Source organism: Micromonospora sp. CNZ322 (assembly GCF_007827755.1).
Map to the genome: position 1 here is coordinate 54,579 of NZ_VITD01000009.1, position 21,790 is coordinate 76,368.

Genomic DNA, 21,790 nt, shown 5'->3' on the forward strand with positions numbered 1-21,790 from the left:
TGCTGAGTGACGAAGTCGCTTGACCTGCATCTGGAGTTCGATCGGAGTGCGGGTTTCCCGGGTCGCTCGCTGGAGAGCGCAATACGGGAGAGCATTCGGACAGGTCGGCTGCGAGCCGGGTCACGCCTACCCGGGAGCCGCAGCCTGGCCGCCGACCTGGGCCTGGCCCGGGGCACTGTGGTGCAGGCGTACGCGCAGCTGGTGGCGGAAGGGTGGCTGCTGGCGGCACCCGGCTCGGGCACCCGGGTCGCGGACGTACTCCATGATCCGCCCGACTCGCGCAGGCAACCGCGGCCGTCACCCCCGGCCGGGCCATTGATCGAGTTGCGGCCGGGGATTCCCGACCTCGCGTCGTTTCCCCGAACGGCCTGGGCGGACAGTGTCCGCCGGGCGTTGACAACGGCTTCCCGCGGCACGCTGGACTACTCCGAGCCGACCGGGCTACCCGCACTGCGCGCGGCGGTGGCCGGCTATCTCGCGCGCACTCGTGGAGTGCTCTGCGACCCGGATGCGGTGGTGATCACGGCGGGCTTCACCCAGGGCCTCTCCCTTCTGGCGCGGACGCTGCACCGGCGCGGCGTCCGCGCCATCGCCACCGAGAACCCCGGTCTGGCCCATCACCGCATGGTGCTGCGTGCCGCGGGCCTGACAGTCACCCCCCTCACCGTCGGCCCCGGCGGGGCCGAACCGGATGACGCGGCGGGTCAGGCCGCGCTACTCACCCCGGCGCATCAGCATCCGACCGGAGTGGTGCTCGCCCCAGGGCACCGCTACCGGCTCATCGCCTGGGCACGCAAGCACGACGCGTTTCTGATCGAGGACGACTACGACGGCGAGTTCCGCTACGACCAGCGGCCGGTGGGCGCCATGCAGGCGCTGGCACCAGAGCGGATCGTGTACGCCGGCAGCACGAGCAAGTCGCTGGCGCCGGGCGTCCGCCTGGGCTGGTTCGTCGTACCCGAGCCACTGCGTCGCGAACTGACGACGACGATCGTGGAGGCCTGCGCGGCAGTCTCCGCGATCGACCAGCTCACCATGGCCGACCTGCTCACGCACGGCGACTACGACCGGCACATCCGCCGCATGCGCCTGACCTACCGGCGTCGCCGGACCGAACTGGCCGGCCGCCTGGCCGAGGTGACCACCACTGCGCTGGAGGGCATCGCTGCCGGCGTGCACGCGCTGCTACCGCTGGCGTCCGTGGCGGAGGAGCGCTGGCTGATCCAGGCCGGGCGCCGCGAGGGACTGCACCTGATCGGCCTGCACAGCAACGGCTACTGGCACGACCCCGCGGATGAGCGGCAGTCGGCAGCCCTGGTCCTCGGATATGCGGCGCCACCGGCTCATGCCTGGCAGGAGGCACTGTCCGGACTCTGCCAACTGGTCCATCAGACCGGTCACCAACTGGTTCATCCTGCTGGTCCGGTCGGGGATACGTTCGATTCATGCAGACCATGAAGATCGGAAACAACGACATCGTGCTGCTGGGCACGGCCATGCCGCCGGAGTTGCCGGAGGGCTCCCATGTGATGACAGCGACGATCGAACTGCCACCGGGCGACCCGGGCACGCCGCCGCACCGGCACTCCGGCCCCGTCTTCGGCTATCTGCTCGAGGGCGAGATGATCTTCGAGCTGGAGGGCGAGCCCGAACGGGTGATCAAGGCCGGCGAGGCGTTCTGGGAGCCTGGCGGCGACGTCATCCACTACCGGTCCGCCAACAACCTGTCCGATCGGGTGACCAAATTCCTGGTCGTGATGGTGTGCGCGCCAGGCCAAAAAATGCTGGTGCTGGTGAGCCCCGAGGAGCTCGAACAGCGTAGGAACCGCCGCTCAAACCGACCGAACTGACGGAGAGGCACGTCATGCGAATCGTTCTCGCCGGTTCGACCGGCGTCATCGGCCGCCGTCTCGAGCCGATCCTGGCCGCCCAGGGGCATGAGGTCATCGGGTTGGCCCGTAACGGCCCGGTCGCCGTCGACGTGCTCGACCGGGACGCGGTGGCGGCCGCCGTCCGCGACGCCCGGCCTGACGTGGTGATGCACCAGTTGACCAGCCTGAGCACGGGCGACTTCGCCGCCAATGCGCGGCTGCGTCGGACCGGGACCCGCAACCTGGTCGACGCGGCGCTCGCCGCCGGGGTACGCCGCATCGTGGCACAGAGCATCGCCTGGGCGTACGAGCCGGGCGCCGAGCCCGCGACCGAGGAGACCCCGCTCGACCTCGGCGCCCCGGAGCCACGCCAGACCAGTGTGGGTGGTGCCGCCGCGCTCGAATCCGCCGTCCACGAGGCGCCCGAGTGGGTCGTGCTGAGGTACGGCACCCTCTACGGCCCGGGCACCTGGTACGCCCGCGACGGTCTGATGGCCCAGTTCGCCGCCGCCGGCAAGATCCCCGCCGACGCGGACGTGAGCAGCCTGCTGCACATCGACGACGCCGTCGACGCCGCGGTCGCGGCTCTGGAGTGGCCCGTCGGCGTCGTCAACGTCTGCGACGACGAGCCAGCCGCCGCCTCGCAGTGGGTGCCCGCGTTCTGCGCGGCGGCCAACGTGCCAGCGCCAGCGGCGACCGGGGGCGAACGGCATGGCTGGGCGCGGGGAGCGAGCAACCACTACGCCCGCACGCACCTCGGCTGGAACCCGGCCTATCCGTCCTGGCGGCAGGGATTCGTCACCCTGTGAGCCGTCCGTACATCTTGATCTTGTAGAAGCAACGGAGACGAAGAGTCATGTCGGATCAACCCGAACTGGCCGCGCTGAGCGACGACTATGCCCGCTTCGGGCTGGAACGCGATGTCGTACGCGAATGGGAGGACGGCGCCCGCACCGACAATCGCGCCGGGTCGTACGAGTGGTGGTACTTCGACGCCCACCTCGACGACGGCGCGAAGGTGGTCGTGGTGTTCATGAACAAGGACCTCGGCGCGGCGGGTAGCCCGCTGTCTCCGCAGCTGCGGGTCAACCTGGAACTGCCTGACGGGACGATGTCCAACAACACGATCGCGATCCCCGCGGCCGAGTGGTGGGCGGCGAGCGGGCGTACCGACGTCCGGATGGGGCCGGGCAACCGCTTCCAGGGCGAGAACCTGCGCGAGTACCGGATCCAGGCGACCGCCGGAGGGTTGCGGGTCGACTTCACACTGACGTCCGAGGTCCCGGCCTGGCGTCCGGCCACTGGGCACATGCTGTTCGGCCCGGAGCGCGACCTCGAGTTCAACTGGCTGCCCTCGGTGCCCCAAGGAGCCGTGCGGGGCTCGTACACGATCGGCGGGGTACGGCACGAGACGACCGGCGTCGGCTACCACGACCACAACTGGGGCAACGTCGGGCTGCCGAAAATCCTCAATGACTGGTACTGGGGGCGAGGGCACGCCGGACCGTACACGGTCATCGCGTCGTTCATCACTGGCGCCGAGAGGTACGGCTTCGCCGAGATCCCCATCTTCATGCTGGCCCGCGACGGCCGGATCATCGGCGACGATCCAGCCAAGATGACGTTCGAGCGAGACGGGGTCTACACCGACGCGAAGACCGGCAAGCCAGTGGCGAGCATCGTCCGCTACACGTACGTGGACGACGACGACACGTACGTGGTGACCTTCGACCGCGAGCGCGACCTGGTCCGCAACCCCCTCACGAAGGACCTGCCCTGGCTGAAGCGGACAGCGGCGCGGTTGATCCGGTTCGACGGCGCCTACCTCCGCTTCGCCGGCCTGCTCACGATCGAACACCACAAGGGCGGGCACGTGGTCGAGGAGTTCGCCGAGGACGCAATCTGGGAGCTCATGTATTTCGGGCGCGCCCGAGGCACTGCCGGGGATCCGTCACTGCCCGGTCGGCGGGTCGCCCGAAAGCGGCCCTGAGTCCACGGGCTGGCGAAGGCGCTCGATCAGCTCGCGGGCCGCGTCGGCGTACCGCTGCTCCGATCCGCGGGGCCGGTGTCCCTGGATCGGCGGCGGGACGCTGTCGCCAGGTAGCGGCACCACGTCGGCGGGATCCCGTAGCCGGCGGTCCACCGTTGCCGCGGTCCCGTCGACGGTTACCGGCGCGGCTGTCCGGTGGGCGGTGAATACCCAGCCGCCAACCGAGTCGGTGTCGCGCCACAGGTTCACCCACCGCCAGTCGACGCGAGCGCCGATCTCGTGCAGCACCTCGTCGTCGACGAAGGCGGGGAACAGTCGCGCGTAGAGTCGGCTCAGTGGTGACCCATGGGTGAGCAGAGCGACTCGACTGCTGACCTGCGGCGGTAACTGGAGCACGGTCGCGGCGGCCAGGACCGAACCGTGGCTGTGTGCGGTGAGCAGCACGAGGTTGCCGCGTCCGACCAGGTACGTGATTCGTCGGGTCAACTCCGGCACGGCTCGTTCGGCGTAGCAGGGTGGCGCGAACGGGTGGGCGGCCCGGGGCCAGAACGTGCCCAGGTCCCACAGGACACCAACGTGGCGCCTGAATTCGGCTGTCCGGTAGGCGAAGATTCCACCGAGGGCCAGGCCGAGGATGATCGCGGCGATCCCCCAGCTTCCGAACGCGATGGAGAAGGTGATCAGGTCGCCGGGCACCCGTGCGTACCGCTGCACAGACTCGCTCGGCAGCAACTCCAGCAGACCGAGGGTGGTCGTGGCCGTGCCGATCCCGGCCAGGCAGGCGTAGACCACCGCCAACGGAATCAGTCTTTCCGTGAAGCGGGCCCTGGCTATCGCCCTCTGCACCTGCCGCAGTCGGGTCGCGGCTGCGGGCGGGCGGTCCGGGTAGTCGCAGGCGACGATCGCCGCAGCGGCACGAAGTCGACGGCGTCGAGAGATGAGGATGACCGGGACCGCTACCACCAGCGTGAACAGCACTGTCCGGAGAAAGCCGAAGATCGCCCAGGTGAACGCCGGCGGCAGACCGGAGGCCAGGCCCGCTCCGGTCGGCGCGTCGCGATCCAGGAAATCCGCCACCCGGTAGACCAGCTCGGCGGACACCGCCACCGCCAGACTGACCGCGCTGGCCGCCATCACCAGTGCGCCCAGCCCGAGCAACGGGATGGCGTCCCGCCGCCGAACCCGGCGCCAGAGCAGCACAGCGCCGAGGGCGGCCAGCAGGGTCGTCTGGGCAACGAACAACGAGGTGAGAATTGCGCCGTAGCCGGGTAGGCCGCCCCCCTCGTGCCACGGCGCTGGGCTGGCGAGGACGTGGGCCGTCACCACGATGGTCAGGGCCACGGCTACCGTCCGCACCGTGCGGGTGATCCGGTCCAGTCGCTGATCCGAGGCGGCCCGGTCGAGCAGCGGAGGCATGCAGAGCAGGACCACGCAGCTGGCCAGCACCGTCCCGGTGGCCACGGCCAACGCGATCGTGCTGGCCGAGGCGCCGTTCGCGGCTCGGGCGGCGAGCAGTGCGACGTCAAGTGTCGCGAACGCCGCCGCGACGTGAATCGAGCGCAGCCGACCCACCAGCGGCCCCGCGTCCCACTGACCGATCCCGCTGAGTCGATGCTCGGAGACCTCGTCCGCGGGAGCGCGGAACGCGTCGAACATCTTTCGCGGCCGGGTGCTGGCCCGCCAGAGCAGACCGATGGCGACGGCCGGAACCACAGCGAGCACGGCGAGGCGCAGGCCCACGGGCTGCCCACCCAACCAGGACAACCAGGAGCGCCCGGCCAGGCAACGTGGCGAGCCCATGCACTTCCACGCGATCAGGTCCAGCGTGACGCCGGCGAAGGCAAGGACATACAGCACGGTGAGAGTGAGCGCCAGCAACCGGCACAGAGATCTGACCATCGCGTCGGAGCCAGGGCTCGCCGGTCGCATCCAGATCGCAAGGTTGGCCAGCATGAACGGCAGGAGGAACACCAGCGTCAGTGTTCGGACCACGCTTCCGGCGGGCAGGTCACCCCAGTGGTACGCCTCCGTCACCCGTTCGCCGCTGCCGCACGAACATGGGCGGTGGGGTCGGTAGAAGCCCCCACTGCGGTCGCCCGCGACCTGCTCGACCTGCGCCACGTTCAACACCTGGGCGGCGCTTGCGCTGGCGGCCCCGTGTACCCGCAGCTCCACCACGTCATCGGACATCCCGGGCCCGCTTGACCGCGCTGACGCACCCGACATCGGCCCCTCCGAAGCACCTTCGGTGGCCAAGCCGGGTGAACCCAGCCCCCGCGCCACTCGCGGCGGTGTACCCCGCCCGCCCGGGACCAACCGTGGGCCCCGCCTCATGGTTGTTTCGGCGCTTACAGGTCCTCGGCAGCACAAAATTCCCGTGTCGATCTGGTAGGCGGTGGCTAGCGTACGCGGATGAGCATTGTCCCGAGAACCGGACTGCGGCTGCGGTTCCTCAGCGATCCGGGCGAGTTCCTGGCCGTTGCGGGCGACTACCTGGGCACCGATCCGGTCATCAGCACGGTCGTGACCACCGTCGCGCACCGGCTGTTGTCGCAGCGGGCCGAGGGGATCCCGCAACCCGACCGCAACTGGTGGCTGGTGGTCAGCGACGACTCCGGCACCGTGGTCGGTGCCGGGATGCGCTCGGCGCCGTATGCCCCCTATCCACCATTCCTGCTGCCCATGCCCGACGAGGCGGCCGTTGCGCTGGCCCACGCGTTACACGATCGCGGGGAAGAGGTCCTCGCGGTCAACGGGGCCCTGCCCACGGTCGACCTGTGCGCCACCGCGCTGGCCCGGCTCGGCGGGGGCGAAGTCCAGGTCTCCCAGCACACACGGCTGCACGAGCTCGGCGAACTGACGTGGCCGCCACCGGTGCCTGGCGGCTTGGTGGCCGCGACCGAGGACGACGCGGGACTGGTCACGGAGTGGCTCGCCGCGTTCGTGGGCGACGCCGACGAACAGGCGGGCCGCCCGCGCGGTACGAGTGCGCACGAAGCGCCCGACCACGCGGAGGTGCTGCGTCGGCTCCACGCCGGACGGCTGTGGTTCTGGGTCGACGAGACCGGGGAACCGATGCACCTCACCGGCGCCAACCCACCGTCGTTCGGGGTGGCCCGCTTGGGCCCGGTGTACACACCGCCGGCCCAGCGCGGGCGCGGTTGGGCCAGCAACGCGGTCGCCGAGGTTTCCCGCCGAATCCGGGCCGAGGGCGCGCGGGTCTGCCTGTTCACCGACCAGGCCAACCCGACGTCGAACAAGATCTACGCCGCCCTCGGCTACCGGCCGGTCGTCGACATGGCCAGCCTGGTCATCGTCCGATGAGCAGCTGGTGGAGCGGCTCCACAGAGCAGGTCGAGGTCTGCTCGCGCACTGCACTGGTCGAGTTGGCGGCAGTGTTACCGGCAGCGGGCAGATTCGTCGTCGCCCGGCTCGACGGAACGAGGATGACGGACGCGGACCACGCCTTCTACGAGTTCTCCGACGCGCTGTTCTTTCCGGGCTACTTCGGCTGGAACTGGGACGCGCTGTCCGATTGTCTCCGCGATCTGCACTGGTTGCCCGCGGACGGGTATCTCATCGTCGTCGAGAACGCGCCCCGGATGCTGTCGAGCAGTGCCGAGGATCGGCGCACGCTGTTCCGGATCCTGTCGCAGGCCGTACATCACTGGGCGAGCCCGTTCGGCCAGCCAGAGTTCAAGGTGCTGCTGCTCTGCGACCGCGACGACGAGGCGACTCTGTTGCGGCAGGAGATCGCCCGCGCGGGCGCCGCTACGCCTCACCGAGACGGGTCGGCTGATCGTCGGCCGTAGGAAACGGTCGTCCCCACCAGCAGCACTGCTCCTGCGCAGAAGTAGGTGTTGATTCCGATGCCGGTCCAGAACTCGCCAATCGAGATGTCCGCCACCCCCACGACACCACCGCGACGGATACCGGTGACCATCAGAAGATTCTCGACCATTCCTGGAACACCACGGATGACGAGCAGGATGCTGCCGAACAACAGTGGGGTCAGAAGGAGCCACCGGGGAAGGCGTCGAGCCGGCGGGCGGACTGTGGCCAGAACGACGGCTGCTCCGATGGCCGACATCGAGATGAGCACCACGTTGAAGATCACGTAGGCCCTCATGCCCCACGGCCCATCACCGGTCGGATCGGGCCCAGGGAAGAACACCAGGATCACGTGGGACACCACAAAGAAGATCAACCAAGCCAAGGCGCCGTACGCCCAGCGACGGCCTTTGCGAGCGGGCATACCAGCACCCTCGCCGAGGCAGCACCGTGACGCCTCCCGCCCTGGGCGGGTTCCACTCCCCCAGCAGAGCGAGGTGCGGGAGTGTCAGATGCTGCTACCGGGGTGCCACTCTCGGCATGATTCTCCGTTCGCCGGTGGCGGCCATCGAGTGCATCGCGCCGCTGGCGAGCGGGATCAGCCGGGCCAGGCCCGGCTGCCCGTTGCGTCGGGCCAGGTCGGGCCCGAGGCGAGCCATCAGCAGGGTGAGCGCTGGCAAGGGTCGGACGTAGAGGGTGATGTCACTGATCAGGCCGTCGGCGCCCAGGCGCAGTCGCTGGGCTTCGTGGAGACGCACCGCGCCGACCTGCGCCTCATAGAAGAGCGCCACGGTACGGCCCTCGGCGACCTGGTCGGTGTAGGTGATGTCATCGATCGCGGCAGGGCCACCTCGAGCAAGGTGCGTACCTGCTGGCGGCCCTGGAACGTGAACTGCTCCGTGATCGGCGAGACCACTGTGACATCGGGGCTGAGGGCGGCAACCGCGCCGGCGGCGTCACCGGCCTCGCCGGCGGTCCGCCAGGCGGCGACCGAGTCATACGACTGATCCACTGGTACTCCCCCATGTGTGCTGTGGACATCAGAAGCTCTGGTGCTGCATACCGCTGTCACGGTCCCCCGGTTGACAGGCGGGATCGCCGCCGCCCTGCTGGATGTCCTGCCCGCCGTGGCGGACGACCTTCCTCCTTTGGCAGCCGGAACTCACGGTCCGCGACTGTGGACGCGTCTACAGCCAGTCGTGTTCGCGGGCGTAGCGGGCCGCTTCGTGGCGGGTCCGGGTCTGGGTCTTGCGCATCGCGTTGGAGAGGTAGTTGCGGACGGTGCCCGGAGCGAGGTGGAGCCGAGCGGCGATGTCGGCGACCGAGTAGCCCTCGCCGGTGACCCGCAGGACGTCGGCTTCACGGTCGGTGAGGGGGCAGTCCTCGGTGACGGCGAGCACTGACACGTCCGGGTCGATCCAGCGCTTTCCCGAGTGCAGGGTGGCGATGACCGAGGTGATGTGGGCTGGCTCGGCGGACTTGCTGACGAAGCCCTGGACACCGAGCTTCAGCGCCTTGCGCAGGACGCCGGGGCGGGCATGCCGGGTCAGCATGAGGATCACCTGCTCCGGTCGCTCGCGGCGGATCTCGGCGACCGCGCCCAGGCCGTCCACGCCCGGCATCTCCAGGTCGATGACCAGCACGTCGGGCCGGTGCCGCAGGGTGGCGGCGATCGCCGTTCGGCCGTCCTGCGCCTCGGCGAGAACGGTGATGTCGCCCTCCATCGGCAGCAGCGCGGCCAGGGCCGTGCGCAGCAGCGCCTCGTCGTCGGCGAGCACGATGGTGGTCATCGGCCGTCCTCCCCGCTGACCGTCGGGGCCGCGTCGGCCCGAGCGGGTGGGAAGACCGCGGCGGTCAGGAACCGCCCGTCCTTCTGTTCCACAGTCAGCTCACCCCCGTCCCCCGCCACCCGTTGCCTCAGCGCCGCAAGTCCCCTGAGCTCGAGGGCCGTGGTGGCGGTCACGCCGTCGTTGACGATGGTGATGCCCGACGCGGCGAGCGTGATCTGCACCTGGGTGGCCTGCGCGTGCCGCAGGATGTTCGTGGTCGTCTCCCGCAGCACCTGCCCGAGCAGTTCGCTGGCGCGGGCATCGACTTCGGCCTCCCGGGTCACCCGGACCCGGATGCCGGCGGCCTCGAACAGGTTCTTCGCGTTCTCCATCTCGGCGGTGAGGTTGAGCCGCCGTTGCGCGTAGGCGAGTTCCTTCGTCTGTGCGATGGTGTCGCTGACCAGCGTGTACGTCTCCCGCAGCTCCTTCTCCGCCCGAGCGGTGTCGCGGAGCAGCAGTCGCTGGGCCAGGGCGATCTTCAGCTTGACCACGTGCAGAGTGTGGCCCTGGATGTCGTGCAGGTCGCTGGCGAACCGCACGCGCTCCCGGACCACTGCCAGCTCCGCCTCGCGTTCCCGGGTCTGTTCGAGCTCCCGGATGAGGTCGTAGAACCGCTCGCCCACCACTGTGAAGACCGTCACGATGACGGTGAGGGCGGTCGGGATGAGAACGTAGGTGACCAGGACGTGAGCGATGTCGTCCCGCTGCACCAGCAGCCGTGCCGCGCCGACGGCGGCGACGTAGGTGAACAGCCCGGCCATCACCAGCTTCCGGCGTCGTCGCACCTCGCGCAGGGCAAGCGAACCTACGGCGCAGACACCCCAGTAGGCGTTGGGGCTGCCGGTCACCAGAACCCCGAGCGGCCAGACCGCCGCCGCTACGACCAGGCAGGGCAGCGCGACCCGGGCGAGGTCGTTGGCCGTCCACCGTTCGAAGGCCACCACGGCCGCCACGGCCCCCGGCGCCAGGACGACGACGTGCCACCAGGTACGCGCATCGGTGTAGAGCAGGACCACCGCGGCGAACACCACCGGCGGCAGTGACGTGGCCAGGTTGAGCCGCCGCAGTCTTCCCTGCGTCGACTCGGTGAAGCGCGGCGATCTCCCGGTCACCACCTCAGTATCCGGCAGCCAGGGGCCACGACCAGTGACACCACGTCACATGCGGTGATGACGTGGTGCCACTGACGGGTCGGCCGCGCCCGCGCTGTCATAGGTGCATGTCCACCACACCCGTCATCGAAGTCGAACGACTGAACCTCACCTACGGCGACTTCCACGCCGTCAAGGACCTCTCCTTCGAGGTACGACCCGGAGAGCTCTACGCACTGCTGGGCACCAACGGAGCCGGAAAGACCTCGACCATGGAGGTTGTCGAGGGACACCGGAGGCCAACCTCGGGCACCGTACGCGTCTTCGGGCACAGCCCCGACGACCGACGAGCGGTACGTCCCCGAATGGGTGTCATGCTCCAGGAGAGCGGATTCTCCCCGGACCTCACCGTCCGTGAGTCCGTCGGTCTGGTCGGTCGGCTCACCCGGCGCACCGACGACGTCGACCGGGTGCTCGACCTTGTCGACCTCACCGGCCGAGCCGGCCGCAAGGTGTCGCAGCTGTCCGGCGGGGAGAAGCGGCGGCTGGACTTCGCCACCGCGGTCTACGGCACCCCGGAGCTGATCTTCCTGGACGAGCCGACCACCGGCCTCGACATTCAGTCCCGCGACGCCGTCTGGACGACGGTGGACCGGCTCCGGGAGAACGGCGCGACCATCGTCCTCACCACGCACTACCTGGAGGAGGCACAACAGCGCGCGGACCGGATCGGGCTGATGCACGAGGGCGCCTTCCACCGGGAAGGCACCGTCTCCGAGCTGACCCGCACCCTGCCCGCGGTCATCCGCTTCTCGCTCCCGGCACCGGCGCCGGCGCTGCCGGTGCGGGCCGCCGTCGACGCGGACGGAAAGGTCACGGTCGAGACCTTCGAGCTGCAGAAGGACCTGCACGTCCTGCTCGGCTGGGCGCAGGACCACGCCGTGGAACTGCGGGACCTGGCGGCAGGGCCGACCCGGCTCGACGACGTGTTCCGCGCCATCAACAGTTGATTCTATCTTCCGCGAGGAGCCTCACCGTGTTGTCCATCGCGTCCAGCGAACTCATCCAGATCTTCCGCAACCGGCTGGTGCTGATCACCAGCCTCATCATCCCGGTCGCGGTCTGTGCGTTCTTCGTCCGTCAGCACGAGACCTACGCCGCCATCGGGAGCCTCGGCTACATCGCCGCGATCGTCGTGTTCACGGTGGCCGCGTTCGGGCTCTACGCCACGGCCGTCACCACCCTGGCGTCCCGGCGGCAGAATCTCTTCCTCAAGCGGCTGCGCTCCACCGCCGAAAGCGACGCCGGCATCCTCGCCGGCCTGCTGCTGCCCGTACTTCTTCTCGCCGTGGTGCAGGTGACCGCGATCCTGACCGCCCTGGCCGTGGTCGCCGGCGGACCGGCGAACGTAGCCCTCCTGGTGGTGGCGGTCCTCGCGACCGTGGCCATGATGATCGGCCTGGCGCTGGCCACGGCCGGGCTGACCAACTCTCCCGAACACGCCCAGGTCACCACCCTGCCCGTTACCCTCGGCGTGATCGCCATGGCCAGCTGGGTGGGAATCTCCGGCACCGAGAACCTCGCCTGGCTCAAGCGGCTGCTGCCCGGTGGCGCGGCCACCGAACTGACCATGAACGCCTGGAACGGCGGCGTCGCCGTGACCGACTCCCTGCTCCTGCTCGCGCCCACGCTCGGCTGGGTCGTCGTCGCCGTCGCCCTGGCCAGCCGACTCTTCCGCTGGGAGCCCCGCCGATGACCACCGAAGCCCGGTCGGACGCGCCGACCCTGGTGGAAGATCTCCTGCTGCTCCTGTTCCAACCCCGGTCCGGGACCATCGCGGGAGAGAACACCCTCTTCTACGTCCTCGGCGGCGCCGTCCTCGCAGACCTCGCCCTCGGCGATCACCTGACCACGACGGACCGGGAGCGGCTCAGGAGCGTGTCGGGTCACCCACCATCGGATGGTCTCCTGCGCCCGGCGTGGGACTACCTCGCCGAGAAACCGAGGGGGGTGCAGACGGCCCTGGCCGCGATCGGTCCCGCCCTGCGCAAGCCGGTGTTGAAGCGGCTCATCGCGCGAGGCGACATCGACCAGGAGCCCCGTAAGGTGCTCGGCCTGTTCCGGACGACGGCCCTGCGGGAGGGCAGGACCGAACGACGGGCCCGCCTGCTCGCCGACGTTCGTCGGGTCCTCGTGGACGGCGCGGAGCCGCAGGCCCGTGTCGCGGCGCTCGCGGCGTTGCTCTCGGCGAGCGGAACCCTCCCGCAGTTCCACCGCGAGATCCCGTGGACGTCACCGGTGATCAGCCGAGCCAGGGAACTCGAGCGGGGCAACTGGGGTGCCGACGCCGCGGCGGCGGCCGTGACCCGCACCGTGACGGCCACCGTCGTCAACAGCGCCGTCGTGGCCATCACCGTGCTTCCTCGAAACTAGGGCGCGTCCGCCGCTCACTGCCTGGAGTTGGCCGGGTGCGGCCGTTCGGGCGGTCTTCCCCTGGCGTGGGCGGCGTCGGAAGCGGCGATGCCGCCGAGGACGATGACGGCGGTGACGGCCACGGCCAGCGGCGGCAGAAGGATCATGAACGGCGAGGCGCCGGCAAGCGCCAGAGCGCCGATGATCCGGGAGTGGGACACCCTGGCGAATACGGCATGTTCCACCAAGGCTCGCCCGATCAGGAAAAGCATCGGTCCGCCGAGGACAACGAGGATCCACGCGGCGTTGGTGTGCCCGAACGGATGTTCGATCACGATTTCGTATCCGACGGCAACGGCGACAATCCCGGCAACCATGAGTACGTGCGCGAGGAAAGCCTCCCGGATGAGGTGCGCCGGCTCAGCGGCGGCTCTGATGGCTTCGGGCAACAACTGACCCGCCCTGAAGACGTAGACGCGAAACAGCAGCACAGTGGTGATGAATGAAACCGCGAAGGCCGCCGCGGCTCCGCCCTGCCGGAACGATGTGTCGCTGTAGGCCGAGCCGGTCGTCAGAATCAGTTCGCCCAGCGCAATGATGAAGAATTGTCGGTAGCGCTCAGACAGGTATTCGGCCAGGACGGGCCACCGCCGTTGGGTGGGGCGGGACCACGGCGCGGGGTAGAACAGCAGCAGTGCCGCGCCGTCGATGGCGATCGCGAGCGTCCACAACAGGCTGCGGGCCCAATCCGTCACGATCGCGCCGGCGATCCAGGGCACGGCCGACAACGTGAACCAGAAGAACACTCCAGCCGCTCGGCGCTGGGCTTCGTGGCCACGCAGTATCGGCACGATGACCAGCCCACGAACGATGTGGACGGCGACGTACGCGCCGGCGAAGGCCAGACTTCTGTCCCCGAACGCCTGCGGCACCGCGACTGCCATCACCAGCGCCCCGAGCATGGCGGTGTAGACCAGCACCTGAAGCTGCGGCCGCTGCGGATCATAGAGGTCGGTGACCCACGCCGTGACGAACCACAGCACCATGAAGGCCAGCAGCAACAACAGCGTCTCGCCAGCCTCGATGAGGACGACTCGCTGCTCGGTGAGCTCCTCGACCAGCCGCTGCGAAACCCGGTTGAGGGCAAAGATAAAGACCAGGTCGAAGAAGAGTTCCAGAAGGCTCGGTCGTTGCGGTTGCCCAGGCTTTCGAAGCAGCGCTGCTGCCCTTGTCGACATGGGCCGCCCATTCCTGCCGGCTTCGCCTTTCTGGGTATTGGTACCACGCCGGGCAGGTCGTCGAGTCGATACCCGAAGAACGCCGGCGCAGCAGACCCGAGGCGCGCCGATGTCGAGGCACTGCTCAGAAGTTCGGTCACGGGTAGCGGACAGCCGACACCAGAGCACGATGTAGCCGACTGTGACCATCGGATCACTACGCGCACACTCCTCTCCGACATGTTCCCGTCGACTGGAGGAACAGATGCGTCTCCGATCGTTCGTCACCACAGCACTGGCCGCCGTCCTGGCCGCCGGCGCGCTCGCGCCGCCGGCGCCGGCCGCGGCGGCCACCGCCGACCGCTGGGGCTTCGCGTACGTCAAGGACCCCACAGTGCCGGCCTGGACCGTGCTGGACACCAGCCGGCAATGGGGTAGCTGGAAGACCGCGTTCCCGGCCGCCTGGGCCGACGGCATCAAGCTCGCGCCCGGCCGGTTCCAGGTCCGATTCCCGCAGATAGGTGCCAGCTCACGGGGTGTGCCGCACGTGACCCCGGTGAACCGGACCGGTCACTACTGCGAGGTGGTCCGCTGGTTCCAGTCGGGCGCCGACGAGATCGTGGACGTGCAGTGCCACAAGCCGGGCGGCACGCGCGATGACACTCCGTTCACAGTGCTCTGGACGACCAGCTCGGGCGTGCTGCCGGCCGCTACCGCCCACGCGTACGTGCAGTGGAGCAGCGGCCTGGTGGCGCAGTCGTACAACTCCACCGGCGTGGTGAACACTGCCGGGCCGGTGGGCGTCGGGCAGTACCTGGTGCGGCTGCCCGGGGTGGGATTGGCCGGGCTGCTCGCCGGCAACGTGCAGGTCACCGCAGTGCAGCCGAACGCCGGTCCCCGCCGCTGCAAGGTCAACTCCTGGAGCGCGGTCGGCACCGGTGTGCAGGTGTACGTCTTCTGCTACGACCAGGCCGGCGCGTTCATCAACACCGACTTCGTCCTCTCGTACCACCGTCGGCGGCCGGTGATCGGCTCCCTCGGCCCGCCCTCGTACTTCGGTTACCTGGGTACCGCCGTCGGCGGGCCGACCAACGACAACTCGGTGCTCGGCGTCGGTGCGAACACGGTGGCACCGCTGGCGCCCGCCGGCCGCTACCTGGCGACCTTCCCGCAGGTCGGCCTCAAGGAGACGCACGTCCAGGTGGTGGCGCAGGGCGCGGGTAGCAACTACTGCCACCTCACCCAACCCTGGACCTACACCACAAACGCCGACGTCGACGTCATCTGCTTTGACAACGCCGGCGTCGTCACCCCGCACCGCTTCCTGGCCACCTTCACCTCCCGGCTCTGACGTCGGGCCGCGCCGGCGGTGGCGGTTTTCCGTTGCTGCCGGCGCGGTCAAGGGCCAGCACTCTCGCGGCGAGGCTGAGCCCGCGGTGCCGGTGGTCGTCGTGGCCGCGCGCGAGGCGGATTCCGTCATCGCAGGAGCGGGGCGAGGCCGTCGAGGAGGCGCTGGAGGCCGAACTCGAAGAGCGTGTCCAGGCTCCAGACCATGTCGTCGGCGCTGATGAAGCGGGCCATCAGCGGGAGCCGCCCGTCGGCCAGGACCGCACCGATCCGTTCTCCGTGGGCCGCCATCCACTGGGTGTCGGTCAGGCCGCTGTCCTGCTCGGCCTGCGCCTCCTCGGCCAGGTTCACCGCCGTGCCGCGCACGTAGTTGGCCACCGTCACCGCCGCCGTGAACTGTGCGTTCAGGTCGAGCCCGCGCCCGTCCAGGGCCCGCATCGCCCACTCGGTGTGGGCCATGGCGTGCGGGGCCGGCAGTGGCCGGGTGAAGGAGAGTGCCTGGGCCAGCCAGGTGTGCCGACGGTACATCGCCCACTGCAACTGGGCGAAGGCCTCCAGGCAGACCCGCCAGCCGTCGTGGTCCGGGGTGAGGGCCGGGGGCGGGTTGTCGGCCATGACCTTGTCGATCATGAACAGCACCAGCTCTTCCCGGTCGGCCACGTACCGGTAGATCGCCATCGTCGGAATGCCGAGCTGGCCGGCGAGCCGGCGCATCGACAGGCCGTGCAGCCCTTCGGCGTCTGCGATGGCCACGGCGGCGGCGACCACCTGCTCGCGGTCGGGGTCGGGTGCTCTACCCGCACCAGCGGCGGCGACCACGGTGCCGACGCCCCGCATGGGTTCAACGAGACCTCGTTCGCGCAGCGTCGCCACTGGTGGTGGCTTCCCCGGCGAGGTTGGCCAGGTGTCGGCAGCGGGACGGCCCGACGATCGTCGGCCCTCCGCGGAGGGTTGATCGCCGGGCCGTCCCGGTGACGAGCCGCTCGTGGCGGCCCGCCGGTCAGCCGGTCAGAGACCGGCGGCGTGCGCGGCGGCGGTACCGCCGACCACGGGTAGGACGATGTTGCTGCTCTTCAGCGCGACCTGCAGGTTCGCGGCGGTGGTGTCCGCCTGGCTGGAGTACTGCGGGTAGCTGGCCACGATAATCACGCCGATCCGGTGGCCGGGCTTGAAGACATAGTCCTCCGGCAGCAGCGGGAAGCTGAAGTTGTACGACTCCCCCTGCACCAGCGGCACGGCGACGCGGATCGACTGCCGGTTCTGGGCGTCCATGATGCCCTTGGTGACCAGCTCGTAGTCGGCAGTGGCCACCCGCTTCGTGGTCTGCTTGTAGCAGCCGTCGTCGGTCGGGCTGCTCTGGCCCCAGCAGTCCTCAGCGGTCAGGGTGATGATCCCCTCGCCCGAGGCCCGGTGCGCGACCCGCTCGTCGGTGCCGTAGTCGACCAGGATCGCCCCGAGGTTGGTGTCGGTCTGGTCGGCGGAGGCCCGCAGTTGCACGGTGGGTGTGCCGGAGATGTGCAGCGGCGCGGAGAGTGGCGCGGAGAGGAAGGCCAGCCGGTTGGGCTGCACCACGTCCGGGTTGAGGATCATGGTGTTCTGGCTCTGCGTGCGGCTGTCCTGGAACGCCCCGGTCGCCGGCTTCGCGGTGGGCACCAGCCCGAGACCGCCCGCGCCGGTGGTGCCGGGCTGCAGGAACACCTCCGTGTCCGCCTGGCCGGGGATCGGCCAGTCGGCGTGGGTCTCCCACACGTCGGCGGACCGCTCCAGGTCCACCCGCGGCTCGTCCATGATGCCGTTGGCGACGTTCTGCAGCCAGAAGTCGAACCACCGGTGCAGCGTCGACACCCACACCGCGCGGCGCGAGTCGAACGGGTCGACGTGGCCCTCCTGCGACAGCCACAGCTTGCGCGGCACGTTGTTCTCCGCCAGGGCGTACCAGAACTTGCTGAAGTGGTCCGGCCGGACGTTGTCGTCGTTGAGGCCGTGGTAGAGCAGCACGCTGGCGGTGACGTTGGGGACCTTCTTGACGTAGCTGCGCTCGTTCCAGAAGGCCGTGTAGTCGCCGTGCTCGTCGCCGTCGGCGGCGCCTATCGCGTCGCGCACCGGCTTGCAGTACTCCCGGCGCTCGGGGTTGGTGACCGTGTTGGCCAGCGATGCCACGTAGCTGTTGCCACGGGTGACCACGCCGTTGCTGCGCACGTAGTCGTAGTACTCGGTCGGTCCGCTGATGGGCACGACAGTGGTCAGGCCCTTCACGCCGGTCACCGCCGTGGCCATGGCCAGCGAGCCGTCGTACGACTTGCCGATCATCCCCGTCCTGCCGTTGTGCCAGTCCGCCTTGACGACCTCACCGGCGGCGTTGCGGGCGGTGGCCCGGCCGTTGAGCCAGTTGATGGCCTGCTTGGCGCTCAGGTTGTCCTGGTTGGCGTTTGTGGTCGGGCAGCCGGTGGAGTTGTTGGTGCCGACCATGTCCAGCAGGATGACCGCGTAGCCGCGCGGCACGAAGTAGTTGTCGTAGAACAGCGGCCACTTGTCGAGCAGCCCGTCGCCGTCGAGGTCCGCCTTGCATTCGGACTCGTTGCCCCGGCAGACCGTCGAGTAGTAGGGGCTGGCGTCCATCACCACGGGGGCCTTGAGCCCCTGCGCCGTGGCCGCCGGCCGCATCAGGTCGAACGCGATGATGTCGCGCAGACCGTCGTTGTCGCTGTCGAAGGTGGAGTCGATGAACAGGCGTTCCCTGATGGCGTCGGCGTAGCCGAACACCGGCTGGGTGACGCCGTCCTGAACGACGATCGACGGCGGGCCGTCCGCCGCCAGCGCCTGCGGCGCCGCGCCGAGGGCGGCGAGCACAGTCGCGGACAGTACGGCCACGCCCGTGCGCCAGCGCGTTCCCACTGTAGGCATGCAGTCTCCTTGATGTGTCCGAGGCTGCGTACGCTACGAGCCGGTGGCCTGCACCACCATCTGCACGTGTAGGAACTTCACCGGGTGTGGTTCGACGCGGGCCGCACCGAGGTGCCTGCGCGACGGGACTACTGCTGGTCGGCCAGCACCAGCTCCCGCAGCCGTCGGTCGAGTGTCGGGGCGTCCAGCCCACCCGGCCAGCCGCGGAGCAGGGCGCCACCCTTGGCCACCAGCACGACGGCCGGGGGTTCCCGCACCGCGTACGAACGCCAGATCGTCTGCTGGTCGTCCAGGACGACCGGGTACTCCACCCGGTGAGCGCGGAGGTAGTCCTGGACCTCGTCGGCCTGGTCCGTGCCGGCCACGCCGACGAAGACCACCCGGTCCCGATAGCTGCGGGCCAGCTCGCTGAGCGCGGCCTGGCTGCTGGCGCAGGTGGTGCACCAGGAGCTGAAGAAGGTGAGCACGACGGGACGCTGCGCCCACAGCTCGGCGGCGGCGAACGGTGTGCCGTCGGTCAGCGCGCCGGTGAACGCCGGGGCGGCCGGGGCGGTGCCGGGCGCCGGGCGCAGCGCCAGGTCGGCGGGGACCGGCCCGGGTAGCGCAGCCGCCCCTCCGGCGGGCGCCGGCGCGGGCTCGGGCTCGGGCGTGCTGCATCCGCCCAGCAGCGCCGCGGCCAGCAACAACGGCAGGAGTGCCCGCCTCATGACGGGACCACCGCCACCAGCGCCGGGCCCTCGCTGCTGTCCGGCGTCAGGTCGAGCGCCGGGCGGCCGTCCACCTCCAGCCGATAGGAGGTCCGCTGCGGCACGCGCACTCCGACGGCGAACTCGCAGTAGGTGGGCAGGCGCTCGACCCCCAGATCCTCGGCGAAGGCGGCCACCGCGGTCCCCGCCGGCAGCTGCCCGCTGGCCAGTGCCGCTCCGTCCGGGTCGAGCACGCGGAACGGCGCCCGGTTGTGGAAGTGCTGGTACGGACCGGTGCCGGCGCAGTCCACGCCTGCGGCCCGGATGTTGATGTCGCGAACCAGGACCCGGACGGTCGTCGGATCGACCGCCTCCTGGGCGGCGCCGACGGTGCCGCAGCCGGTCGCGCCGGCCAGCAGCAGGGGCAGCAGAGTCGTGATGCTTCGCCGCACGTCATCCTCCTTCCGTCCGCCTGCCGGGTCCACGGCGGTAGGCCGCCACGGACCCGGCAGGAACGGGGTCAACCTCGGGCGTCGGTCAGGACTTCTCGACCCGGCACTGCTTGGTCACCGTCTTCGTCGGGTCGCTCTCCGAGGTCGCGGTGAGCTTCACGAAACCGGTGTTCGCGGCGGCGGCGGTGGCACCCACCGAGACCTTGACCGTGGTGGCCTTGCCGAACTGCGCGGTGGCGAGCTGGTTGGGCAGCCAGGTTCGCCAGCCCTTGCCGGCCACCTCCGCCGACAGGCGGTAGACGTCCGACTTCAGGTACGCGCTGACGTCCTCCGGGTGCTGCTGCCCGCCGGCCGAGTAGGAACCGGTGTTGGTCAACTCGAACGAGCAGGTCACCCCGCGGTTGGTCGGCTTGCCGCCGCCGTTCACCTCGCCCTTGCCGAGCAGCACGCCGTGAGTGCTCGGCCCGCCGGTGCCGTCGAGCGAACGTACCGCCACGGTGTAGGAGAGCGAGCCGGCCGAGTCCCGCTTGAGGTCGATGATGTAGAAGTGCAGCCGGTTGGCCTCGTCGACGTACTCGTACTGGCTGCCGGTGTCCGCGCCGGCGTGGAACAGCGCGTCGGAGAGCTGCCGGTAGTCACCCATGGTGATCTTCTGCGGGGTGCCGTCGGGGCGGTAGAAGTCGATCATGTCGATGTCCTGCGGGTTGGCGTCCACCACCCACTGGAACGGTGCGCTGTCGGCGTTCTTCGTCTTGCTGACCAGCACGCCGCTGTCCGGGGTGAAGGAGTCCGCGCCCATCCGGTCAACGACCTCGACCGTGTAGTTGTTGAAGTTGCCACCGTCGCACAACGGGTCGGTGGTGACACCACACGTCGGCGACAGGTCTTTGTTCAACGCGATGTTCACGCCGCTCAGGCCCTTCTGGCCGGCGTCGACCGCCCGGGCCGTGACCTGGGCGACCACGAGGCCCGAGGAGGCCAGCGACTCCCGCGACAGCCGCAGCACGTGCTCCTCACCGAGCAGGCCGATCTTGAGCTTGTCCCGCACGGTGTGCAGCGAGCCCATCGAGCCGCCGTTGGTCGGCGGGATCTGCCAGCGGGTGTGCGGACCACCCGGGCCGTTGAACGACCCGCGCGACATCATGCTCCAGATCCCGGTGTACGCCCTGCGCAGCGGCTCGCCGTACGGGTTGTTGTAGTTGTCGCCGATGCCCAGCAGATGGGTCAACTCATGGGCGTAGACGCCCATGCCGGAGCTCTCCCCCTGCGTCGAGGAACCGCCGCCGGCGTTCGGCCACAGTGTCGCCGCCGCCTTCCACGAGGTCCAGTCCACGTAGCGGGTCTTCGCCCAGTTCGGCAGGTTGGGGTCCGGCGGGCCCCAGGCGTCCGGCACGTCCTCCTTGTTCTGGAAGATCATCTGCCCGAACTCCTGCCAGGTCGACGACTCGTCCTGGCCGGCGCTGAGGATGAACACCAGTTCGTACTGGTTGGCGACCTCCTCGCCGACGGCGGCCCGCCAGGCGCCCAGGCCGTCGGTGCGAATGTTCTTGCCGCACACGTCCCCGCTCGGGCAGGCGCCCGGGTTGAACCCGTTGTCCAGCCCGTACTGGTAGGACTTGGACGGCACCTGGTACGGCCCGAACCCGGTGAGGTCGACGCCGTAGCGGCCGTTGGAGTCCTGCATCCAGTACTCGTGCAGGGTGTGACCCTTGTTGAGGGTGTTCGGGGTGTTCAGGAAGTCCTGGTAGAACTTCGGCACGTCCGCCCGGGGAATGTTGGTCGCGACGGACTGGGGGTTGCCGAAGACCGTCGAGCGGGCCCGCTGGGAGACCGCGAACGTCTCGTCAGGATAGTCGAGCGCCACCAGGGCGATCTTGAAGTTGCGGACCGAGCCGGACACGCTCGGGTCGGCCCAGTTCTTGTCGGGCACGGCCTTGTAGTCGTTCCAGGTCATGGTGTCCGGGTTCTGCCAGGCCTGCGGGTCGAGGACCTGGAACGGCGCGGTACCGCCGGCCGGGTTGGCCGGTGCCGCGGCGGCCTGCGCCGCGCCGGTCGCCACGAGCGTGGTCACCACGGCTGCGGCCAGCACGGCCCGCCTCAGTCGGGTGCGGTGGGGGGTAGCACGGTGCACGGAACCACCTCTCGTCGGAGGGAACGCGG

At 69.7% G+C, this 21,790-nt stretch carries 21 protein-coding genes; 10 read left to right on the forward strand and 11 right to left on the reverse strand.

Annotation, left to right across the window (positions count from 1 at the left end; translation table 11 throughout):
- Positions 1-6 precede the first annotated feature (6 nt).
- Genes pdxR through FB453_RS21430 form a run of 4 tightly spaced genes read left to right on the forward strand, consistent with a single transcriptional unit; the run spans position 7 to position 3,861 of the window.
- Complete coding sequence (pdxR, locus tag FB453_RS21415; RefSeq protein WP_145792777.1) at positions 7-1,458, forward strand: MocR-like pyridoxine biosynthesis transcription factor PdxR; 1,452 nt, start codon at positions 7-9, stop codon at positions 1,456-1,458.
- Positions 1,446-1,850: a cupin domain-containing protein gene (locus FB453_RS21420; RefSeq protein ID WP_145792780.1), complete on the forward strand. Its 405-nt coding sequence runs from the start codon at positions 1,446-1,448 to the stop codon at positions 1,848-1,850. Before pdxR ends, FB453_RS21420 begins: the two co-directional genes overlap by 13 nt.
- Before the next feature lie 14 nt (positions 1,851-1,864).
- Complete coding sequence (locus FB453_RS21425; RefSeq protein ID WP_145792782.1) at positions 1,865-2,680, forward strand: NAD-dependent epimerase/dehydratase family protein; 816 nt, start codon at positions 1,865-1,867, stop codon at positions 2,678-2,680.
- A gap of 47 nt (positions 2,681-2,727) precedes the next feature.
- Positions 2,728-3,861: a carotenoid 1,2-hydratase gene (locus tag FB453_RS21430; protein ID WP_145792784.1), complete on the forward strand. Its 1,134-nt coding sequence runs from the start codon at positions 2,728-2,730 to the stop codon at positions 3,859-3,861.
- On the opposite strand, the gene FB453_RS21435 is transcribed toward FB453_RS21430, so the two are convergent.
- Positions 3,823-6,051: a hypothetical protein gene (locus FB453_RS21435; protein WP_145792787.1), complete on the reverse strand. Its 2,229-nt coding sequence runs from the start codon at positions 6,049-6,051 to the stop codon at positions 3,823-3,825. The genes FB453_RS21430 and FB453_RS21435 overlap by 39 nt on opposite strands.
- Before the next feature lie 222 nt (positions 6,052-6,273).
- On the opposite strand from FB453_RS21435, the gene FB453_RS21440 reads away from it, so the two are divergent.
- Both FB453_RS21440 and FB453_RS21445 read left to right on the forward strand, forming a co-directional pair.
- Positions 6,274-7,185, forward strand: a complete 912-nt coding sequence (locus tag FB453_RS21440) for a GNAT family N-acetyltransferase (RefSeq protein WP_145792789.1) — start codon at positions 6,274-6,276, stop codon at positions 7,183-7,185.
- Positions 7,182-7,673 (forward strand): barstar family protein, encoded by a 492-nt coding sequence (locus FB453_RS21445; protein WP_145792791.1) that lies wholly within the window; start codon positions 7,182-7,184, stop codon positions 7,671-7,673. The genes FB453_RS21440 and FB453_RS21445 overlap by 4 nt, the downstream gene beginning before the upstream one ends.
- Here FB453_RS21445 and FB453_RS21450 read toward each other — a convergent pair.
- The 4 genes from FB453_RS21450 to FB453_RS21465 form a co-directional block, all read right to left on the reverse strand.
- The gene (locus FB453_RS21450; protein WP_145792793.1) at positions 7,640-8,044 is read right to left on the reverse strand and encodes a hypothetical protein; all 405 of its coding nucleotides are present in this window, start codon (positions 8,042-8,044) and stop codon (positions 7,640-7,642) included. The genes FB453_RS21445 and FB453_RS21450 overlap by 34 nt on opposite strands.
- Positions 8,045-8,210: 166 nt before the next feature.
- Positions 8,211-8,483 carry a hypothetical protein gene (locus tag FB453_RS21455; protein ID WP_145792795.1) on the reverse strand — a complete coding sequence of 91 codons (273 nt, stop codon included), beginning with the start codon at positions 8,481-8,483 and terminating at the stop codon, positions 8,211-8,213.
- 396 nt (positions 8,484-8,879) lie between these two features.
- Positions 8,880-9,482, reverse strand: a complete 603-nt coding sequence (locus tag FB453_RS21460) for a response regulator transcription factor (protein ID WP_112583248.1) — start codon at positions 9,480-9,482, stop codon at positions 8,880-8,882.
- On the reverse strand, positions 9,479-10,633 hold the full coding sequence (locus FB453_RS21465; RefSeq protein ID WP_145792797.1) for a histidine kinase: 1,155 nt from the start codon (positions 10,631-10,633) through the stop codon (positions 9,479-9,481). The genes FB453_RS21460 and FB453_RS21465 overlap by 4 nt, the downstream gene beginning before the upstream one ends.
- Before the next feature lie 107 nt (positions 10,634-10,740).
- Here FB453_RS21465 and FB453_RS21470 point away from each other — a divergent pair, with 107 nt between their 5' ends.
- From FB453_RS21470 to FB453_RS21480, 3 genes are read left to right on the forward strand one after another with little or no spacing between them, the layout of a single operon-like run.
- Complete coding sequence (locus tag FB453_RS21470) at positions 10,741-11,622, forward strand: ABC transporter ATP-binding protein (RefSeq protein ID WP_145792800.1); 882 nt, start codon at positions 10,741-10,743, stop codon at positions 11,620-11,622.
- 26 nt (positions 11,623-11,648) lie between these two features.
- Entirely contained in the window at positions 11,649-12,368 is a 720-nt protein-coding gene (locus FB453_RS21475) for an ABC transporter permease (RefSeq protein ID WP_145792802.1), read from the forward strand.
- The gene (locus FB453_RS21480) at positions 12,365-13,045 is read left to right on the forward strand and encodes a GOLPH3/VPS74 family protein (protein WP_145792804.1); all 681 of its coding nucleotides are present in this window, start codon (positions 12,365-12,367) and stop codon (positions 13,043-13,045) included. The genes FB453_RS21475 and FB453_RS21480 overlap by 4 nt, the downstream gene beginning before the upstream one ends.
- Before the next feature lie 14 nt (positions 13,046-13,059).
- On the opposite strand, the gene FB453_RS21485 is transcribed toward FB453_RS21480, so the two are convergent.
- The gene (locus FB453_RS21485) at positions 13,060-14,262 is read right to left on the reverse strand and encodes a low temperature requirement protein A (RefSeq protein WP_145792806.1); all 1,203 of its coding nucleotides are present in this window, start codon (positions 14,260-14,262) and stop codon (positions 13,060-13,062) included.
- A gap of 244 nt (positions 14,263-14,506) precedes the next feature.
- On the opposite strand from FB453_RS21485, the gene FB453_RS21490 reads away from it, so the two are divergent.
- A complete protein-coding gene (locus tag FB453_RS21490; RefSeq protein ID WP_145792808.1) occupies positions 14,507-15,592 on the forward strand; it encodes a hypothetical protein in 1,086 nt (361 codons plus the stop codon).
- A gap of 125 nt (positions 15,593-15,717) precedes the next feature.
- Here FB453_RS21490 and FB453_RS21495 read toward each other — a convergent pair whose 3' ends face one another.
- The 5 genes from FB453_RS21495 to FB453_RS21515 form a co-directional block, all read right to left on the reverse strand.
- Positions 15,718-16,425, reverse strand: coding sequence for a TetR/AcrR family transcriptional regulator (locus FB453_RS21495; RefSeq protein ID WP_145792810.1), 708 nt, complete (start codon positions 16,423-16,425; stop codon positions 15,718-15,720).
- 171 nt (positions 16,426-16,596) lie between these two features.
- Positions 16,597-18,492, reverse strand: coding sequence for a CocE/NonD family hydrolase (locus FB453_RS21500; protein ID WP_145792812.1), 1,896 nt, complete (start codon positions 18,490-18,492; stop codon positions 16,597-16,599).
- 128 nt (positions 18,493-18,620) lie between these two features.
- Positions 18,621-19,199, reverse strand: a complete 579-nt coding sequence (locus FB453_RS21505; protein WP_145792814.1) for a TlpA disulfide reductase family protein — start codon at positions 19,197-19,199, stop codon at positions 18,621-18,623.
- Entirely contained in the window at positions 19,196-19,630 is a 435-nt protein-coding gene (locus FB453_RS21510) for a hypothetical protein (protein WP_112604180.1), read from the reverse strand. The genes FB453_RS21505 and FB453_RS21510 overlap by 4 nt, the downstream gene beginning before the upstream one ends.
- Before the next feature lie 85 nt (positions 19,631-19,715).
- A complete protein-coding gene (locus FB453_RS21515) occupies positions 19,716-21,761 on the reverse strand; it encodes a M6 family metalloprotease domain-containing protein (protein WP_486480363.1) in 2,046 nt (681 codons plus the stop codon).
- Between the last annotated feature and the right edge of the window lie 29 nt (positions 21,762-21,790).

Excerpts from the sequence above, each read along its gene's own strand:
- FB453_RS21430 (WP_145792784.1), top strand. The coding sequence starts at position 2,728 with ATGTCGGATCAACCCGAACTGGCCGCGCTGAGCGACGACTATGCCCGC.
- FB453_RS21505 (WP_145792814.1), bottom strand. The coding sequence starts at position 19,199 with ATGAGGCGGGCACTCCTGCCGTTGTTGCTGGCCGCGGCGCTGCTGGGC.
- FB453_RS21480 (WP_145792804.1), top strand. The coding sequence starts at position 12,365 with ATGACCACCGAAGCCCGGTCGGACGCGCCGACCCTGGTGGAAGATCTC.
- FB453_RS21500 (WP_145792812.1), bottom strand. The coding sequence starts at position 18,492 with ATGCCTACAGTGGGAACGCGCTGGCGCACGGGCGTGGCCGTACTGTCC.
- FB453_RS21485 (WP_145792806.1), bottom strand. The coding sequence starts at position 14,262 with ATGTCGACAAGGGCAGCAGCGCTGCTTCGAAAGCCTGGGCAACCGCAA.
- FB453_RS21470 (WP_145792800.1), top strand. The coding sequence starts at position 10,741 with ATGTCCACCACACCCGTCATCGAAGTCGAACGACTGAACCTCACCTAC.
- FB453_RS21490 (WP_145792808.1), top strand. The coding sequence starts at position 14,507 with ATGCGTCTCCGATCGTTCGTCACCACAGCACTGGCCGCCGTCCTGGCC.
- FB453_RS21425 (WP_145792782.1), top strand. The coding sequence starts at position 1,865 with ATGCGAATCGTTCTCGCCGGTTCGACCGGCGTCATCGGCCGCCGTCTC.
- FB453_RS21420 (WP_145792780.1), top strand. The coding sequence starts at position 1,446 with ATGCAGACCATGAAGATCGGAAACAACGACATCGTGCTGCTGGGCACG.
- FB453_RS21495 (WP_145792810.1), bottom strand. The coding sequence starts at position 16,425 with ATGCGGGGCGTCGGCACCGTGGTCGCCGCCGCTGGTGCGGGTAGAGCA.
- FB453_RS21445 (WP_145792791.1), top strand. The coding sequence starts at position 7,182 with ATGAGCAGCTGGTGGAGCGGCTCCACAGAGCAGGTCGAGGTCTGCTCG.
- FB453_RS21440 (WP_145792789.1), top strand. The coding sequence starts at position 6,274 with ATGAGCATTGTCCCGAGAACCGGACTGCGGCTGCGGTTCCTCAGCGAT.
- FB453_RS21460 (WP_112583248.1), bottom strand. The coding sequence starts at position 9,482 with ATGACCACCATCGTGCTCGCCGACGACGAGGCGCTGCTGCGCACGGCC.
- FB453_RS21435 (WP_145792787.1), bottom strand. The coding sequence starts at position 6,051 with ATGTCCGATGACGTGGTGGAGCTGCGGGTACACGGGGCCGCCAGCGCA.